The sequence below is a fragment of the Pseudarthrobacter sp. MDT1-22 genome, from assembly GCF_054511035.1.
Map to the genome: position 1 here is coordinate 56,376 of NZ_JBTNDK010000004.1, position 16,604 is coordinate 72,979.

Below are 16,604 nucleotides of genomic sequence, written 5' to 3' on the forward strand. Positions count from 1 at the left end.
CGCCTTTTTGCGCTGACGCCACCGCCTTTTTGAACGTCGCCCCCAGCTGAGCGTCGCCTGCGGCTCGCCTGCAGCTGGAACGTCAGAGAGCCCCTGTGCCTTTGCGGCACAGGGGCTCTCTGACTGTCAGCCGGTTCCGAAGTCCCAGTTTGCTCCGGACTGTCGGCTTGTTCGGTACTCAGTCATCAATCAGTGGTCCACGGCTTTCTCCGCACCCACACCGGTCAGGGAGCGTACTTCCATCTCGGCCTGCTTGGCCGCGTCCTCGCGCTTCTTGTCCAGCACCGTACCCAGCCAGCCGAGCAGGAACGCCAGCGGGATGGACACAATGCCGGGGTTGCTCAAGGGGAAGAAGGCGAAGTTGGCCCCCGGGATCATGGAGGTCTTCAGGCCGGAAACCACCGGCGAGAAGGCAATCAGGACAATGGCCGAGCCCAGGCCGCCGTACATGCTCCAGACCGCACCCTGGGTGGTGAACCGGCGCCAGAACAGCGAGTAGATGATGGTCGGGAGGTTCGCCGACGCCGCGACTGCGAAGGCGAGCGCCACGAGGAAGGCCACGTTCTGGCCGTTGGCGAAGATACCGCCCAGGATGGCCATCACGCCGATGACCACCACGGTGCGCCGCGCCACCTTAACCTCGGTGTCGGCGTCGGCCTTTCCCTTGGAGATGACGCTGGCGTAGATGTCGTGGGCAAACGACGCTGCGGCGGTGATGGTCAGCCCGGCCACCACGGCGAGGATGGTGGCGAAGGCGACCGCGGAGATGAAGCCCAGCAGCAGCGGCCCGCCCAGGAAGAAGGCAAGCAGCGGTGCAGCCGAGTTGACCCCGCCCGGTGCGGACTTGATGGTGTCGGCACCCACGAGGGCTGCGGCACCGTAACCGAGCACCAGGGTGAACAGGTAGAAGAGACCGATCAGCCAGATGGACCACACCACGGACTTGCGGGCTTCCTTGGCCGTGGGGACGGTGTAGAAGCGCATGAGCACGTGCGGCAGGGCGGCCGTGCCCAGAACCAATGCCAGGCCCAGGGACATGAAGTCGAGCTTGGAGGTGTCAGACTTGCCGTACTGCAGGCCCGGGTTCAGGACAGCCGGGTTGCCGGCGGTTTCAACAGCCGCACCGAGGAGGCTGGAAAGGTTGAAGCCGTAGATGGCGAGGACCCAGAGGGTCATCACGGCAGCGCCGGCGATCAGCAGGACCGCCTTAATGATCTGGACCCAGGTGGTGCCCTTCATCCCGCCGATCAGGACGTACATGATCATCAGGGCGCCGACGACGATGATTACCAAGGCCTGTCCGCCCCAGTCGCTGATGCCCAGCAGCAGGGAAACCAGGCTACCTGCTCCGGCCATCTGGGCCAGGAGGTAGAAGAAGCAGACGACCAGCGTGGAGATGGCGGCCGCGATGCGGACCGGGCGCTGCTTGAGCCGGAAGGAAAGGACATCCGCCATGGTGAACTTACCGGTGTTGCGCAGGAGTTCCGCCACCAGCAGCAGGGCAACCAGCCAAGCCACCAGGAAGCCGATGGAGTACATAAAGCCGTCGTAGCCGTTGATGGCAATGGCGCCGGTGATGCCCAGGAACGAGGCAGCGGACAGGTAGTCGCCGGCAATGGCCGTTCCGTTCTGGGAACCGGTGAACGACCGCCCCGCAGCGTAGTAGTCGGCCGCTGTTTTGTTGTTCCGGCTGGCGCGCAACACAATCACCATGGTGACAGCGACAAACAGGCCGAAGATGCCCATGTTGAGCAGCGTCGTTTCCTTAAGGTCCGCAACGTCTACGGCCGTGGCAATTCCGATCATTTGGTCACTCCACTCACGGCGTTGCCGTCCTTATCAAACTCATGGCCTTCGATTTCGTTGCGGATCTCGGCCGCGATGGGGTCCAGCTTCCGGTTGGAGTAGCTGACGTACCAGCCGGTGATGGCGAACGTGGAGACGAACTGGAGCAGGCCCAGGATCAGGCCGACGTTGATGTTGCCCCACACTTTGGTGGACATAAACTCGACGGCGTAGTCAGCCAGCAGGACATACGCGAAGTACCACAGCAGGAATGCCACGGCCATGGGGAACACAAAGCTGCGGTGACGTTTGCGCAGTTCCTGGAACCGCTCTGTCGACTGGACCTGTTCGAAGTCCACGGACGCCGCTGCGTCCGGAGTGTGGGCATCGTTACCCATCGTTCCTCCTCATTGAGACTTGCTTGGTTCACACGGGCCAGCCTGCGGGCAGGATGCGGACAATGTGACTGCAATCACTCTGCGGTATGGCGGGTGTACATTCCAGAGCCATGGCCGGAACGGTCGCTCAACGGCTACGATGCTGCGACTAACGGCACCCGCCGCTACGCTGGGCACCATGCCGGACTCCCCCCTCCTGACTGCAGCCGCCGTTGCGGTGATCATCTTGGCGATCGCCGTCGTCGTCGGTGTTGGCATCAAGCTGCTCCGATCCTTCCGTGAGCTTGGCACCGACGCCGAACGCGCCACGTACAACACCCTCCACGCTGCATCGAGTGCCGGGCAGCATCTGCGTACGGGCCTCAATCCGGCGGGCGCCGCCAAGGCGAGCCGGCAGCTCAGGAACTTGCTGGGCTGTGATGCGCTGGCCATCACCGATACGGCCGGCGTGCTGGCCTGGGACGGTGCCGCCGAGGAACTGAAGCCCCGGTTGATGGAACTGGCTGCGGACGTCCTGATCGGCGGGCGGACGGCGGTGCTCCAGGCGCGGGACCTGGGGACGGGCCATGCCTCCGGAAACCTCGCCGCCGTCATCGCTCCGGTCCGGGCCGGGTCACGGGTGGTGGGCGTCGTGGCGGCGTTTGCCCCGTCGGCGGGCGCAGGCCTGGTCCGTGCCACCAGCGAGGTGGCTGACTGGGTGGCCGTCCAGGTGGAGCTCGCCGAGCTGGACGCGTCCCGGACGCTGCTGATGGAAGCCGAAGTGCGGGCGCTGCGTGCCCAGATCAGTCCGCACTTCATCTACAACTCGCTGAACGCGATCGCGTCGTTCATCAACACGGATCCGGAGCGGGCGCGCGAGCTGGTGGTGGAGTTCGCTGATTTTACGAGGTACTCGTTCCGGCGCCACGGTGACTTCACCACGCTGGCGGAGGAACTGCGCTGCATCGACCGGTACCTGCTGCTGGAGCGCGCCCGTTTCGGTGACCGCGTCCAGGTCAGCCTGCGGATCGCGCCTGAAGTCCTGAGCACCGTCATCCCGTTCCTGAGCCTGCAGCCGCTGGTGGAGAACGCCGTCAGGCACGGCCTGGAGGCCAAGGAAGGGGCGGGCCACATCACCATCACGGCCAATGATTCGGGCGCCTATGCGGAAGTGACCATAGAGGACGACGGCGTGGGGATGGACCCTGCCGAGCTCCAGTCGATGCTGGCAGGGCACCACGACGGCGACCACGTGGGGCTGCGCAACGTGGACGCCCGGCTCCGACAGGTTTACGGGGACCAGCACGGCCTGGTGATCGAGACAGCCCCGGGCGAGGGAACGCTGATCACCATGCGCGTGCCCAAGTCCCAGCCCGGCCACGACGCCTGAACGCCTGGTTTCCAAGGCGGCTAATGTAGGACCATGATTAATGTCCTCGTCGCCGACGACGAGTTACCCGCCGTGGAGGAGCTGGCCTATCTCCTGGGCAAGGATGACCGGATCGGGGTCATCCACCGGGCCATTTCGGGCACAGAAGCGTTGCGGGCCCTGAACACCGCAACGGTTGACGCCGTCTTCCTGGATATTCACATGCCCGCCGTGTCCGGCCTTGATGTTGCCCGCGCCATCGCGCGCAGCAGCAAGCCGCCGGTGGTGGTGTTTGTCACCGCGGACGAGGACTGCGCCCTGGAGGCGTTCGAGCTTGCCGCCGTGGACTACCTCCTTAAGCCCGTCCGGGCCGAGCGGCTGTCCCGGACGGTGGGACGGATCAGCGAGCTACTGCGCGACGGCGGCGGCCCCGCCCCCGAGATGATCACCGTTGACCAGGGCGGCACCACCAGGATGATCAGGCGCGACGACGTCACGTACGTCCAGGCGCAGGGCGACTACGCCCGGCTGCACACCGCGGATGCCAGCTATCTCATCCGGGTTCCGCTGGCAGACCTGGAGCAGCAGTGGGCCGAGGCCGGGTTTATCCGGACGCACCGGTCCTACCTCGTGGCGCTGAAGCATGTGCAGTCCATGAAGCTGACGGCGGACAAACCCAGCGTCTCGGTGGCCGGTGCCGGCCTGCCCATCAGCCGCCGCCACCTTCCCACGGTCAGGGAAAAACTGGAAGCCACCCGCATCCGGCCGCAGGCATGACCCGGGTCCGCGTCACCGCTCCGCGCTCGGCACCCCGGCCGGCCCGGGAGTCCCGCGAGGCGGCGGAGGAATCCGAGGTGGGGCAGGTCTTCGTCCGCTCCCTGATCCGTTCCCAGCTGCGGCTGGCCGTGGTGGTGGCCATCGGCTTTATGCTGGTCCTGTGCGCGTTCCCGTTGCTGCTGGCAGCCCTACCGGGCCTCGCCGAGACCCGGATCGCGGGGATCCCGTTCGACTGGATCCTGCTCGGTGCAGGCATTTATCCCGTCATCGGCCTCAGCGCCTGGCTGTATATCCGGACCGCCGCACGGAACGAGGCCCGCTACCGGGACCTGGCCGGGGACGAGTGACCACCTCATGAATCCCGCAGTGGGTGTGATCGCTCTCGTGTTGGTTTCGCTGGCAACGGCCGCTATCGGGTTTTACGGCCTGCGGATTTCCCGGACCACGGGCGATTTCTACGTGGCTTCCCGGACCGTCAAGCCATGGTGGAACGCCTCGGCCATCGGCGGGGAGTACCTCTCGGCGGCGAGTTTCCTGGGCGTGGCCGGACTGATCCTGCTGTCCGGTACCGACGCGCTGTGGTTTCCCGTGGGCTACACCGCCGGCTACCTGATGCTGCTGCTGTTTGTGGCCGCACCGCTGCGCCGCTCCGGCGCGTACACGATCCCGGACTTCACCGAGGCGAGGCTGGATTCGCGCGCGGTCCGCCGTGTGACCAGCGTGGTGGTGGTTGTGGTGGGCTGGCTGTACATAGTGCCTCAGCTCCACGGCGCGGCCTTGACCATCCGGATCACCACCGGGCTGCCGGCCTGGGTAGGCTCCGTGGCCGTGGTGGTTGTGGTGTGCCTGACAGTTGTGGCCGGAGGCATGCGCTCCATTACGTTTGTGCAGGCGTTCCAGTTCTGGCTGAAGCTCACCGCCCTTGCCGTGCCCGTCCTCTTCATCGTGTTCACGCTCGCCGGTGACGGGAGCGCCGCCGTGGCCCCCGCCGTCGTGAATCCCACCGGGCTGGCCCCCGCCGGGCCGTACCAGAACATCTCGCTGCTGGTGGCGCTGCTGTTCGGCACGCTGGGACTCCCCCATGTCCTGGTCCGCTTCTACACGAATCCGGACGGACACTCGGCACGGCGGACCACGCTGATCGTGCTCGGGCTGCTCTCCGTTTTTTACCTGTTTCCCACCGCCTACGGGCTGGTGGGGCGGATGTTCGCGCCCGAACTTGCCCGGTCAGGGCAGGCCGACGCGGTGGTTCTCCTCCTGCCGGGGCAGCTGATCGGTGGAACCGCGGGCGACCTGCTCTCAGCGTTGGTGGTGGCCGGGGCCTTCGCCGCGTTCCTGTCCACCACCTCGGGCCTGGTGGTCTCGCTGGCGGGCGTGATCAGCCAGGACGTCCTGGGCGGCAGCGTGCGTGGATTCCGGGTCGCCGCCGTCGTCTCCGCTGTGGTTCCGCTGGGATTTGCCGTGATGACTGATTCCCTGGCTCTGGCGGGCAGCGTGGGCCTGGTGTTCGCGTTTACCGCCTCCACTGTGTGCCCGGTGCTTCTGCTGGGCATCTGGTGGCGGGGACTCACCGATGCCGGCGCCATTGCCGGAATGGTGACCGGCGGCGTCCTCTGCGGCGGCGCCATGGTGTGGGGAACGGTCCTGGGCGCTGCCGGCACGCCCTTCTGGCTGGCCCAGCCGGCGGCGTGGACGGTTCCCGCCGCCTTCGCCGTGACGGTGATTGTCTCCCGGGGCACAAAACACCGGATTCCGCGGACCATGAGCCGCGTCATGACCCGGCTGCACACTCCCGAACGGCCGTTGGTGACCGAACGGTGAGTCCCGTGATCAGCTAACGGGCAGTCAGTCGATGGCCGCCATGAGTTCAACCGCGCGGTCCAGGAAGGCATCAACCTGGGTCTCTTCGTAACCGTCCTTGCCCACGGCGGGACGGAAGACCACCCTGCGGACATTGTCCACGCTGAGCGGCTTGTCCTCTTCGAGGTAGCCGATCAGGTCGTAGCAAAGATTGTCCACGTCCAGGGTGTTGTAACTGCGGGCCTTCTTTTTTGACGGGCGCCGGAAGCGCTCGCCGTCAGGCCGGTGGAGGCGGCCCCGGAGGATCCCGGAGAGGCTGCCGATCTCCCGCAGCCAGGCATCCTCGCCCTTGGCGGCGATCAGTTCGTCCCGTTCGCGGCGGGCGAAGGCGTCTTCGAGCCGGTCCAGCGCTGCGTCGACGACGGCGGCAGCGTAGCCTCCCTTGACCGGGTCAAAGGAGACGCTCCGGACATCGGCGCTGGTGACGGCGTGGATGGCGGCCTTCGGCGTCTCGAGTGCCACCCTGGCCCGCTGGAGGAACTGGTCCACCTGTTTGGCGTTGTACCCGAATTCGTTGCCCCGCACGCGCTCAAACGACGCGGGGATTTTCCGTTGAAAGTCCAATGCCACTGTTGTTCCTTTGTTGCTTCAGCTGGGTCAGGTTACGCACCAGTCTATTGGCGCTGCCGGCGGTCCGGCGAAGATAGTCCGAGAGGGTCGCGTCAGACGCCCGCAACCAGTGCGAACAGCACAAAGGCCACGGGACAGGCGAAGACGATGGAGTCCAGGCGGTCCATGACGCCCCCATGTCCGGGCAGGATGCTGCTCATGTCCTTGATCCCGAGTTCACGTTTGACCATCGACTCGGCCAGGTCTCCTGCGGTGGATGCTGCAACGACGCCCACGGCGAGGACCACACCGACCCACCAGGGTTTGCCCAGCAGGAGAATGCTGGCAAGGATGCCGATCAGCACGGCCCCGGCAATGGAGCCGGCGAAGCCTTCCCATGATTTCTTGGGGCTGATCTTCGGGGCCATGGGGTGTTTGCCCAGCGATGCGCCCACGAGGTAGCCGAACGTGTCGTTCGAGACGACCAGCAGCAGCATCACGGCCACCTGCCAGGCCCCGGGCGGCACGGTTCCGCCAGGCCAGAGACCCACCGGGGTGGCGACGCCGACGGCGTGCAGCGGCAACGTGGCGAAACTGATGAAGAACGGGACCCAGCCCAGCGTGAACACGCCGGCAAAGATGCTGTTCGCTGATCCGGCAGGGTTCTCCACTGAACGCCAGAGGAGGACTGCCACGCAGCTCAGGAGCATGGCGAAAAGCAGGCTCTCAAGACCGCCGAGATAGGCGGCGAACGGCATGGCGACTGTACCCACCATGACCGGGACGATGGGCATCCTGGTCCCGTTCGCCTCCAGGGCACGGAAGATCTCCCAGACTCCGAAGACCGCGAACCCTGTGGTGACAGCCACGAATCCGAGCGGGAGGAAAACCAGGCCGCCCAGCACGCCGATCAGCATGGCCAGGCCCACCACAATGGCTGCCGGAAGATTCCGGCCGGCCTTGGGCGTCGGATTGCTCCGCAACTGTTTCCCCCTGGTGCGCGCCCTTTGGGTGGGCGCCTGCTCTGCCTGGCTCATCAGACTTCGAGCAGCTCTGCTTCCTTGCGCTTGAGCAGCTCGTCGATGCCGTCCACGTGCGATTTGGTCAGGCCATCCAGTTCCTTTTCGGCGCGGCTGCCTTCGTCCTCGCCGGCTTCGCCGTCTTTGACGAGCTTGTCCAGCGTTTCCTTGGCCTTGCGCCGGATGTTGCGGATGGAGATCTTCGCGTCCTCGCCCTTGGTCTTGACGATCTTGACGTATTCCTTGCGGCGTTCCTGGGTCAGGTCCGGGATGGTGATCCTGATGACGTTGCCGTCGTTGGAGGGGTTGGCGCCCACCTCGGAATCACTCAGGGCCCGCTCGATGTCGCGCAGTGCGGTTTTATCGAACGGCGTGATGAGGATGGTGCGCGCGTCCGGAATGGCGAAGGAGGCAAGCTGCTGCAGCGGGGTGGGCGAACCGTAGTAGTCCACCAGGACCTTGTTGTAAAGGCCCGGATTTGCCCGTCCGGTGCGGATCGAGGCGAAGTCTTCCTTGGCTACCTCCACCGCCTTGTCCATCTTCTCTTCGGCTTCGAGCAAGGTTTCTTCGATCACTGTCTCTCCTCAGAAATCAGTGCAGTCCGGGTACCGGTTCCCTGCACAATCTTGGTTCATGGTTCCTGGTTCCATTGTTGCCCGGTTGCGGGCATGGAACCGTGCTCAGATCATCCTAGCTGCAGCTACGGGGTCACCAGGGTACCGAGCTTTTCGCCCAAGATGGCGCGGGTGACGTTCCCTTCGCCTTCCATCCCGAAAACCACCATGGACAGGTTGTTGTCCTTGCACATGGTCATCGCGGTCTGGTCCATGACCCTGATGTCGCGGCGCAGGGCGTCGTCGTAGCTCAGCGTGTCCAGCTTCTCGGCAGTGGGGTCCTTCTTGGGATCCGCGGTGTAGACGGCGTCCACGCCGCTCTTGGCCATCAGAACGACGTCCGCGTGGACCTCCAGGGCGCGCTGGGCGGCCACTGTGTCCGTGGAGAAGTACGGCAGGCCGGCTCCGGCGCCGAAGATGACCACTCGGCCCTTTTCCATGTGGCGGATGGCCCTGCGGGGAATGTACGCCTCGGCGACTTGCCCCATGGTGATGGCGCTCTGGACGCGGGTTTCAACGCCGGCCTGCTCCAGGAAGTCCTGCAGTGCCAGGCAGTTCATGACGGTGCCGAGCATGCCCATGTAGTCGGCGCGCGAGCGGTCCATGCCGCTCTGGGACAGTTCCGCGCCGCGGAAGAAGTTGCCGCCGCCGACGACGATGGCAACTTCCACTTCGGGGACCGCTGCGGCGATCTGCTTGGCGACGTCGCGCACAGTGTCGGGATCAACGCCCAGCTTGCCGCCGCCGAAGACCTCGCCCGACAACTTCAGGAGGACGCGGCGCCTGCTTTTCTCTGGCTGGCTTGAAGAATTGACGGCTTCCATGGGTGCCTTCCCGTTGGTGAACTCTGAAAAAGGTTATCGTGCCGGGTGGCCAAAGGTCTCATCGCACGTTTCGCCGGTGCATGCAAAAGGGGCGGCCACCGAAGTGGCCACCCCTTTGCGGATGCGACTAGGAGCCGACGCGGAAGCGTGCGAAGGACGTGCCCTTGACGCCGGCCTCTTCGAGGACCTGCGCCACAGACTTCTTGGCGTCCTTGGCGAAAGCCTGGTCAACCAGGACCTCACCCTTGTAGAAGCCCGTAACGCGGCCTTCCACAATCTTGGACATTGCGGCCTCGGGCTTGCCTTCAGCCTTGGCGGTCTCTTCGGCAATGCGACGCTCGGACTCGACAAGGTCGGACGGAACGTCTTCGCGGGTCAGGTAGTTCGGGGACATCGCTGCGATGTGCACTGCAATATCGTGTGCGGCGGTGGCAGCGGCTTCGCCTTCACCCTCAACAGCGAACAGGACGCCGACCTGGGCCGGGAGATCCTTGGACGTCTTGTGCAGGTATGCGTCAACAGTGCCGCCCTCAATGCGGGACAGCTTGCGGACAACAACCTTTTCGCCGAGGATTGCGCCTTCTTCGACGACAACCTCGGACAGCGGCTTGCCGTCAACTTCGATGGCCAGGAGGGTGTCGAGGTCGGCAGCGCCGGACTCCACAGCCACGGCCAGGACCTTATCGGCCAGCTGGATGAACTTGTCAGCCTTGGCGACGAAGTCGGTCTCGCAGTTGACCTCGATCATCACGCCGACGCCGTTGCTGACCTTTGCGGCCACCAGGCCTTCGGCGGTGGAGCGGCCTTCGCGCTTGGTAGCGCCCTTGAGGCCCTTGATGCGGATGATCTCGATGGCCTTTTCGGCGTCACCGTTGGCTTCGTCAAGAGCCTTCTTGACATCCATCATGCCGGCGCCGGTGCGCTCGCGCAGAGCCTTGATATCAGCGGCAGTGTAGTTCGCCATGTGAACCCCTCTGTCTAGAAAATGTATGTGGTGTACGGACCGACAGGACAGCGGCTCACCGGGTGAGCCGCCATCCTGTCAGGTGCTCCGGCGCTGCAGGCAGCGCCGGAGAATCCGGATTTACTAGTGTTACTTGTCAGCGTCGGCGGCGGGAGCCTCGGCAGCAGCCGGAGCTTCCTCGGCAACCGGAGCAGCTTCTTCGGCTGCCGGAGCGGCAGCTTCTTCAGCAGCCGGAGCAGCCTCAGCGGCAGGTGCTTCTTCAGTCTTGCTGCCTTCGAGGAGTTCGCGCTCCCACTCAGCCAGCGGCTCTTCCGGAGCTTCCGTGGTGCCCGTGGCGCGGTTGTGGCGGGCGATGAGGCCCTCAGCAACGGCGTCGGCGACAACGCGGGTCAGCAGGTTCACGGAGCGGATGGCGTCGTCGTTGCCCGGGATCGGGAAGTCGACTTCGTCAGGATCGCAGTTGGTGTCCAGGATGGCCACAACCGGGATGTTCAGCTTCTTGGCTTCGTCAACGGCCAGGTGTTCCTTCTTGGTGTCCACGATCCAGAGCACGGAAGGTGCCTTGGTCAGGTTGCGGATACCGCCGAGGTTGGTTTCCAGCTTGGTGAGTTCACGGCGAAGGAGCAGCAGTTCCTTCTTGGTGTACGCGGAACCGGCGACGTCGTCGAAGTCGATCTCTTCCAGTTCCTTCATGCGCTGGATGCGCTTGGAAACGGTCTGGAAGTTGGTCAGCATACCGCCGAGCCAGCGCTGGTTCACGTAAGGCTGTCCAACACGGGTAGCCTGCTCAGCGATGGATTCCTGGGCCTGCTTCTTGGTGCCGACGAAGAGTACGGTGCCGCCGTGTGCAACGGTGGCCTTTACGAACTCGTAGGCGCGGTCGATGTAGGACAGCGACTGCTGAAGGTCAATGATGTAGATGCCGTTGCGCTCCGTGAAGATGAATCGCTTCATCTTCGGGTTCCAACGACGGGTCTGGTGTCCAAAGTGGACGCCGCTGTCAAGCAGCTGGCGCATAGTTACGACGGGCATGCCGGCGCTCCTTCCGGCAGGTCATTCATGAGAGAGCCTTTCAGGCCCTCTTACCCTGCCAATAGTTGACGGTTAATTAGCGTGGCCCAAGGCGGGCCGTGCTCCTGGCATCCATTGCGACTCTCATCAGGACCGCGAGGCCCTGACCGCAAGAGACACAATCCTCCTCATACAAAGCCGGGGCTTCAGATTTGGAGGGCTGGATACGCGTAGTCAGTTGCTGCTCCCCCGCATTCCTGAATGAGGCGTGCCGACGCAAGCGTTGAGGGCACAGCAAACTGCTCCACCAAGTGTACAACAGGAGCCAATAGCCGAAGGACAACCCGAAGGCCTTCGACGGGCGTTTTCCACATGGCCGAAGTGCGCACTCCCGCTGCGGGATCCGGCACGCAAAGCTGGGTTTATGAAAGCAATACTTGCCCTCGCCGCTGTGCTGCTACTACCGGCCGCGGCGGCTCCAGCGCCGCGCGCCTCCTGGGAGTGGCCGCTCTCCCCCAGGCCCGCGGTGCTGCGCGCCTTTGACCCGCCGGACAAGCCATGGATGAGCGGGCACCGTGGCGTGGACCTTGAGGCGACGCACGCCGGCGTCCCGGTCACCTCGCCGGAGTCCGGCACCGTCAGTTTCGTGGGAGTAGTGGTGGACCGCCCCGTGATTACCATCGATCACGGGGGCGGCCTCCGCAGCAGTTTTGAGCCAGTCGGAAGCCCGCTCACGGCCGGGGCCGTGGTGGCGAAGGGCGAGATCATCGGAACGCTGCAACCCGGGCACTGCGGCGCTCTTGCCTGCGTCCACTGGGGCGTGAGGCGGGGGGACGCCTACGTCAATCCGCTCGAATTCGTCACCGACCTCCGCCCGTCCATCCTGCTGCCCCTGCGGCTGGACACTGGCTGACCGCCGAGCGCTGACGGCTGACGGCTGACGGCTGACGGCTGACGGCTGACGGCTGACGGCTCTAGACGATCGCCGAGATCCCGGTGATGGCGCGGCCGGTCACGAGGGTGTTGATCTCGTGGGTTCCCTCATAGGAGTAGATGGCTTCAGCGTCGGCAAATATCTTGGCCATCTCGAAGTCGGTCACGATGCCGTTGCCGCCCAGGAGGCTACGGCCGATCGCCACGCTCTCGCGCATCCGGGCGGTGGTGAATGCCTTGGCAAGGGCGGACTGTTCGTCCTTGGCCTGGCCGGCATCCTCCAGCTGGGAAAGCCGGACCATCATGCCCATGGAGCTGACTGCGTTCCCGAGGATCTGTACCAGCTGGCTTTGGACGAGCTGGAATGATGCCAGCGGGCGGCCGAACTGGTGGCGTTCCACGGCGTAGCGGCGGGCCACGTCGAAGGCTGCCAGCTGCTGTCCGACTGCCTGCCAGCCGACGGACAGCCGCGTGACCTTCAAGACCTTGTTGGTGTCGCGGAAGCTGTTGGCGCCCGCCAGCTTGAAGAAGTCCGGAACCACCACGTTCTCCAGGACGATGTCCGCGTTCTGTACGGTCCGAAGGGAGATCTTGTTTTCAATCTTGGTGGCGCTGAAGCCGGGCAGCGCCGTATCCACAAGGAATCCCTTGACCTGGTTGTCGGCGAGGTCCCGGGCGTAGACGACCACCCAATCCGAGAAAGTAGCGTTGCCGATCCAGCGCTTGGCGCCATTGAGGATCCACGTGTCGCCGTTCCGCTGTGCTGTGGTGCGCGTGCCGCCGGCTACGTCGGAACCTCCCAGAGGCTCCGTGAGGCCGAACGCGCCGATCTTCTTCAGCGAATAGATATCCGGGAGCCAGGCGTCCTGCTGTTCCTGGGAAGCCAGGGCTTCGATGGAGCCGGTAAACAGCCCGTCGTGCACGCCCATGAAGGTGGCGATGGAGGTATCGGCGCGCGTGGCCTCGGCATGGACCAGGCCGGCAAACAGGTTGGAGTAGCCCTGGCGCCGCACAGGGCTCACCAGGTCGATTTCGGCCAGCTTGGGAATGAGCTCCATGGGGAACTCGCCGCGGTTCCAGCAGTCCACGGCAATCGGCCGGACTTCGCGGGCGAGGAAGCCCCGGATCTCGGCGAGCCGGTCCTGCTCCTTGGCGGTGAGAAGCTGCTCGAAGGCGAAGAAGTCGCCGTCGGCGTACGGAAGGTTGTTGATGTCAACAGAGGCTTTGGACATTTGGTTCCCTCGCAAAGATCAGCAGCGCGGACAGGCCAGCCATGGCAGGACAGGCCGGGACTCAGCGGCTCGGTAAGTTACTGGTCAGTAACATACCGCAGATTGCGGGAAAACGAAAGAAACCGCGGCCGACGATCTCTCGTCAGCCGCGGTTCCACGATGGTTTGGTTCCTGCGGTGTCGTGCTTGGGTAGGGCTACTCGGACTTGAACCGAGGACCTTAGGATTATGAGTCCCGCGCTCTAACCAGCTGAGCTATAGCCCCCTGCCCTTGCCGGCGTGGTCCGCGGAGGACTTCAGCTTCAGCAGGGCAAAAACACTCTAGCAAACAGTGGCGGGCATCAGGACCACACAGTCCGGGCGCCGGGGTCCGGGCAGGCTTGAGCGGGCCACTGCGAGACCGCTGTCAGAGGGCTTTGTCGTCGTAGCTTGCACCCCGGTAGAGGTCCTCGAAGGTCTGCAGCGTGCCCTCGATGCTGTGCGGTTCCACCATCCGCCGGCTGGCCCGGCCCATTGCCGCCCGTTCCTCGGCCGGCAGCTGGAGGATCCGCGTGATCTTGGCTGCGAGGTCGTCGCTGTCGTTGGGTGTGAACAGATAGCCGTTCTCGCCGTCGCGCACCAGGTGCGGCAGTGCCATGGCATCCGCCAACAGGACGGGCGTGGAGGCAGACATGGCCTCAAGGGTCACCAGTGACTGAAGCTCCGCGGTCCCCGGCATGCAGAACAGGTCCGCCTTGATGTAGGCCTCCCGGAGGTCCTCATCGCTGGCCAGTCCCAGGAATTTCACCCGCTCCCCCAGTCCGAGCCGTTCCGCCTGCGCTTCAAGAGCGGCGTGGACTTCGCCGCCGCCCACAATTTCCAGGTGGACGTTGAGCTCCGCGGGGGTCTTGGACACGGCATTGATGAGCACGTCCACGTGCTTTTCCTCGGCCAGGCGCCCCACAAACACCACTGTTGGATGGGCGTGCGGTTCGATCACTTCGCCGGGCTGCAGCTCATAGGCTGCGGAGTCAATGCCGTTGGAGAGTGGGAGCACCTTGTGCAGGAAAGCGTGCTGGTGCATGGCCTTGGCCGCCAATGGTGTGGGCGTGGTGACGACGTCAGCCTGCCCCATGACCTTGCCCATGTCCTTCCAGGAGATCTTGCCGATGATGTCCTTGAACCACTGCGGGAACGGCAGGAACGGGTTCAGGTTCTCCGGCATGAAGTGGTTGGTCGCCACGATCCTGATGCCCCGCTTCGCCGCTTCGTAGAGGACGTGCTCGCCGATCATGTAGTGGCTCTGGATGTGCACCACATCGGGCTTGATCCGATCGAAAAGGAGGCCGATCTCCTTCTTGATTTCCCAGGGGAAGCAGATGCGGAAGTACTCGTGCGTGAAGACCCCGTGGGAACGGAGCCGATGCACGGTGGCCTCGGAGCGGAACTCGGTGAAGCTCGCGCCGTCGTCCGCACGGCAAGCCAGCACATGCACGTTGTGGCCGCGTCCGCTCATACCGTTGGCCAGACGGTAGCTGAACTGCGCGGCCCCGTTGATGTGGGGCGGGTACGTATCCGCGGCAATCAGGATGGTCAGGGGAGGCTGGTCAGAGGGCGTTGTCACGTGAAGAGCTCCTGAAGGTCACGGCACGGGCAGCTGTCGCTGGCCGCACCGGTTGGCCGCCGGCACGGTAGCGCGGGGCCTCTTGGAATCGGCTGGTCATGAAGGTGCGCGAGTTGGGTAACAAGCTAGTGGGACGCCCTGCCCGCCGCCTTCCGCGCATCTTTCCTGCGCTTGGTGACCTCGGGATGGTGCCTGGAAAGGGCGATCACCCCCACGATAGCAAGCGAAGCAGCCGTAGCCATGGCAATCGCCATCACGGCGTGGACGTCCGGGCGCAGCTCGCCCAGGATCACGATGCCGATGGCGATGCCCACGATCGGGTCGATGACCGTCAGCCCGGCGATGACAAGGTCCGGCGGGCCGCCCGAGTAGGCGCTCTGCACAAACCAGGAACCCAGGCCGCCGGCCGCCGCGATGGCCACCACCGAATACCACTGGACATTGAGCAGCGCCAGCCCGTTGGGGTCCAGCAGGTGCTTGCCGATGATGCGCGTCAGCACCGCGACAAAGCCGAACAGGACGCCGGCGCCGAGGATGTAGACAAACGCGCTCATCCGGTGCCGGAACATGACCGCCAGGGTGCCGAACACGCCGACGGCCAGTGCCAGCAGCAGCACGATGGTGAGCTCGTCCTCCTGGCTCACATGGTGGTTCTCCTGCGTCACGTTGACGGCGAGCAGGACAAAGAGTGCGGAACCTGTCACGCAGGCCGCGATGGACACCATGGTGGCCCGGTTGATGGTGATGTCCTGGTCGCGGGCGTTCACCACGGTGGTAATGACCAGCGCAATGGCGCCGATCGGCTGCACCACCGTCAGCGGCGCGGAGACCAGTGCCACCGCGTTCATTCCCATCCCGAGGCACAGCAGGAGAAGTCCCACCACCCACCGCGGATTGCGGAGCAGGCGGAGGAAGCCGTTTGAACTCAGCGCCAGCCCGCCGGTGTCGGCTTTGACGGCGCTCCCCTGCTTCTGCGCACCCAGGGCAAGGCAGAATGCCCCAAGCACCGCCAGCAGGACCGCCACCCATACCATCAGGCGGTGCCGCCGTCGTGATGGGACTGCTGACGGCCCTTCCGCAGAATGGCCCAGAAATAGTTGTACGCGGCAATCCAGTGGCCGGTGAGCCCAAGTCCCAGCACGATCCAGGCTGCAATGTACAGCGGCCCGGCAAACGGGGTGTTCAATCGCGACAGGACCAGCAGGGGTGTGCCCAGGAGCAGGAGTCCGGTGCGGACTTTGCCCACACGGCTCACTGGCAGGTCCGGGTGGCCCTGGAAGTAGGAGAGCGTCAGCACCAGGAGCACGGCGTCAGGCACCAGGAGTGCGGCCAGGTACAGCCAATGGACGACGCCGGCAATCACCAGGGTGACCGCCACCGCGATCAGGGCAAGCCGGTCAGCCAGCGGATCCATGACGCGGCCGAGCTTGGACGCCTGGTCGAAGCGGCGGGCCACGTAGCCATCAATCCAGTCGGTTCCCGCCATGACCACCAGGACCACAACGGCGGTCCCATATTCCTTCTGGGCCAGCACGAGCCAGACAAAAAGTGGTACGCCCATAAAGCGCAGCACTGTCAGGGCGTTGGGGATGGTGAAGACGCGGTCGTGGTCAACCTGGGGGCGGCCGGGCCGCGCACCAGCGCCGATGAACCTCAATCCGTCCCCCTTCCTTAGAGCCCAGTGTGAC

The 16,604-nt window shown here is 64.8% G+C and carries 17 protein-coding genes and 1 tRNA gene; 5 read left to right on the plus strand and 13 right to left on the minus strand.

The features are described from left to right. Positions 1-189 precede the first annotated feature (189 nt). The gene (locus ACX80M_RS04900) at positions 190-1,806 is read right to left on the minus strand and encodes a solute symporter family protein (RefSeq protein ID WP_252599999.1); all 1,617 of its coding nucleotides are present in this window, start codon (positions 1,804-1,806) and stop codon (positions 190-192) included. Further along, positions 1,803-2,183 (minus strand): DUF485 domain-containing protein, encoded by a 381-nt coding sequence (locus ACX80M_RS04905; RefSeq protein ID WP_252599998.1) that lies wholly within the window; start codon positions 2,181-2,183, stop codon positions 1,803-1,805. The genes ACX80M_RS04900 and ACX80M_RS04905 overlap by 4 nt, the downstream gene beginning before the upstream one ends. A gap of 178 nt (positions 2,184-2,361) precedes the next feature. Here ACX80M_RS04905 and ACX80M_RS04910 point away from each other — a divergent pair, with 178 nt between their 5' ends. The 4 genes from ACX80M_RS04910 to ACX80M_RS04925 are packed head-to-tail and all read left to right on the plus strand — an operon-like array spanning position 2,362 to position 6,129. Beyond that, on the plus strand, positions 2,362-3,552 hold the full coding sequence (locus ACX80M_RS04910; RefSeq protein WP_252613679.1) for a sensor histidine kinase: 1,191 nt from the start codon (positions 2,362-2,364) through the stop codon (positions 3,550-3,552). A 33-nt stretch (positions 3,553-3,585) separates the two neighbouring features. After that, complete coding sequence (locus ACX80M_RS04915; RefSeq protein ID WP_058929530.1) at positions 3,586-4,308, plus strand: LytR/AlgR family response regulator transcription factor; 723 nt, start codon at positions 3,586-3,588, stop codon at positions 4,306-4,308. Continuing rightward, positions 4,305-4,655, plus strand: a complete 351-nt coding sequence (locus ACX80M_RS04920; RefSeq protein ID WP_252599996.1) for a DUF485 domain-containing protein — start codon at positions 4,305-4,307, stop codon at positions 4,653-4,655. Before ACX80M_RS04915 ends, ACX80M_RS04920 begins: the two co-directional genes overlap by 4 nt. 7 nt (positions 4,656-4,662) lie before the next feature. After that, positions 4,663-6,129, plus strand: a complete 1,467-nt coding sequence (locus ACX80M_RS04925; protein ID WP_252599995.1) for a sodium/solute symporter — start codon at positions 4,663-4,665, stop codon at positions 6,127-6,129. 24 nt (positions 6,130-6,153) lie between these two features. Here ACX80M_RS04925 and ACX80M_RS04930 read toward each other — a convergent pair whose 3' ends face one another. The 6 genes from ACX80M_RS04930 to rpsB all read right to left on the minus strand — a co-directional run bounded on the left by ACX80M_RS04930 (position 6,154) and on the right by rpsB (position 11,170). Next, complete coding sequence (locus ACX80M_RS04930; RefSeq protein WP_252599994.1) at positions 6,154-6,738, minus strand: DivIVA domain-containing protein; 585 nt, start codon at positions 6,736-6,738, stop codon at positions 6,154-6,156. A gap of 92 nt (positions 6,739-6,830) precedes the next feature. Next, positions 6,831-7,754, minus strand: coding sequence for a phosphatidate cytidylyltransferase (locus tag ACX80M_RS04935; protein ID WP_252613680.1), 924 nt, complete (start codon positions 7,752-7,754; stop codon positions 6,831-6,833). Continuing rightward, positions 7,754-8,311, minus strand: coding sequence for a ribosome recycling factor (gene frr / locus ACX80M_RS04940; protein WP_056348274.1), 558 nt, complete (start codon positions 8,309-8,311; stop codon positions 7,754-7,756). Before frr ends, ACX80M_RS04935 begins: the two co-directional genes overlap by 1 nt. A gap of 125 nt (positions 8,312-8,436) precedes the next feature. After that, the gene (pyrH, locus tag ACX80M_RS04945) at positions 8,437-9,174 is read right to left on the minus strand and encodes a UMP kinase (protein WP_056348271.1); all 738 of its coding nucleotides are present in this window, start codon (positions 9,172-9,174) and stop codon (positions 8,437-8,439) included. 127 nt (positions 9,175-9,301) lie between these two features. Beyond that, positions 9,302-10,138 carry a translation elongation factor Ts gene (gene tsf / locus ACX80M_RS04950; protein ID WP_141139971.1) on the minus strand — a complete coding sequence of 279 codons (837 nt, stop codon included), beginning with the start codon at positions 10,136-10,138 and terminating at the stop codon, positions 9,302-9,304. A gap of 129 nt (positions 10,139-10,267) precedes the next feature. After that, entirely contained in the window at positions 10,268-11,170 is a 903-nt protein-coding gene (rpsB, locus tag ACX80M_RS04955) for a 30S ribosomal protein S2 (protein WP_056348267.1), read from the minus strand. Positions 11,171-11,573: 403 nt separating this feature from the next. Between rpsB and ACX80M_RS04960 the strand changes: the two genes are divergently transcribed. Beyond that, positions 11,574-12,062: a murein hydrolase activator EnvC family protein gene (locus tag ACX80M_RS04960; protein ID WP_459309128.1), complete on the plus strand. Its 489-nt coding sequence runs from the start codon at positions 11,574-11,576 to the stop codon at positions 12,060-12,062. Positions 12,063-12,123: 61 nt separating this feature from the next. On the opposite strand, the gene ACX80M_RS04965 is transcribed toward ACX80M_RS04960, so the two are convergent. The 5 genes from ACX80M_RS04965 to ACX80M_RS04985 all read right to left on the minus strand — a co-directional run bounded on the left by ACX80M_RS04965 (position 12,124) and on the right by ACX80M_RS04985 (position 16,573). Beyond that, positions 12,124-13,314, minus strand: a complete 1,191-nt coding sequence (locus ACX80M_RS04965) for an acyl-CoA dehydrogenase family protein (RefSeq protein ID WP_252607870.1) — start codon at positions 13,312-13,314, stop codon at positions 12,124-12,126. Positions 13,315-13,504: 190 nt separating this feature from the next. After that, positions 13,505-13,578 (minus strand) — tRNA-Ile (locus ACX80M_RS04970). Positions 13,579-13,719: 141 nt separating this feature from the next. Continuing rightward, positions 13,720-14,916, minus strand: a complete 1,197-nt coding sequence (locus ACX80M_RS04975) for a glycosyltransferase (protein WP_459309131.1) — start codon at positions 14,914-14,916, stop codon at positions 13,720-13,722. Positions 14,917-15,041: 125 nt separating this feature from the next. After that, complete coding sequence (locus ACX80M_RS04980) at positions 15,042-15,950, minus strand: DMT family transporter (protein ID WP_252599987.1); 909 nt, start codon at positions 15,948-15,950, stop codon at positions 15,042-15,044. Beyond that, entirely contained in the window at positions 15,950-16,573 is a 624-nt protein-coding gene (locus ACX80M_RS04985) for a CDP-alcohol phosphatidyltransferase family protein (RefSeq protein ID WP_459309133.1), read from the minus strand. The genes ACX80M_RS04980 and ACX80M_RS04985 overlap by 1 nt, the downstream gene beginning before the upstream one ends. Positions 16,574-16,604 lie beyond the last annotated feature (31 nt).

What these genes read in the sequence shown, in the direction of transcription:
- pyrH (WP_056348271.1), bottom strand. Translation starts at nt 9,174, where the DNA reads ATGGAAGCCGTCAATTCTTCAAGCCAGCCAGAGAAAAGCAGGCGCCGC.
- ACX80M_RS04905 (WP_252599998.1), bottom strand. Translation starts at nt 2,183, where the DNA reads ATGGGTAACGATGCCCACACTCCGGACGCAGCGGCGTCCGTGGACTTC.
- rpsB (WP_056348267.1), bottom strand. Translation starts at nt 11,170, where the DNA reads ATGCCCGTCGTAACTATGCGCCAGCTGCTTGACAGCGGCGTCCACTTT.
- ACX80M_RS04960 (WP_459309128.1), top strand. Translation starts at nt 11,574, where the DNA reads ATGAAAGCAATACTTGCCCTCGCCGCTGTGCTGCTACTACCGGCCGCG.
- ACX80M_RS04910 (WP_252613679.1), top strand. Translation starts at nt 2,362, where the DNA reads ATGCCGGACTCCCCCCTCCTGACTGCAGCCGCCGTTGCGGTGATCATC.
- tsf (WP_141139971.1), bottom strand. Translation starts at nt 10,138, where the DNA reads ATGGCGAACTACACTGCCGCTGATATCAAGGCTCTGCGCGAGCGCACC.
- ACX80M_RS04920 (WP_252599996.1), top strand. Translation starts at nt 4,305, where the DNA reads ATGACCCGGGTCCGCGTCACCGCTCCGCGCTCGGCACCCCGGCCGGCC.
- ACX80M_RS04965 (WP_252607870.1), bottom strand. Translation starts at nt 13,314, where the DNA reads ATGTCCAAAGCCTCTGTTGACATCAACAACCTTCCGTACGCCGACGGC.
- ACX80M_RS04925 (WP_252599995.1), top strand. Translation starts at nt 4,663, where the DNA reads ATGAATCCCGCAGTGGGTGTGATCGCTCTCGTGTTGGTTTCGCTGGCA.
- ACX80M_RS04980 (WP_252599987.1), bottom strand. Translation starts at nt 15,950, where the DNA reads ATGGTATGGGTGGCGGTCCTGCTGGCGGTGCTTGGGGCATTCTGCCTT.
- ACX80M_RS04915 (WP_058929530.1), top strand. Translation starts at nt 3,586, where the DNA reads ATGATTAATGTCCTCGTCGCCGACGACGAGTTACCCGCCGTGGAGGAG.
- ACX80M_RS04900 (WP_252599999.1), bottom strand. Translation starts at nt 1,806, where the DNA reads ATGATCGGAATTGCCACGGCCGTAGACGTTGCGGACCTTAAGGAAACG.
- ACX80M_RS04935 (WP_252613680.1), bottom strand. Translation starts at nt 7,754, where the DNA reads ATGAGCCAGGCAGAGCAGGCGCCCACCCAAAGGGCGCGCACCAGGGGG.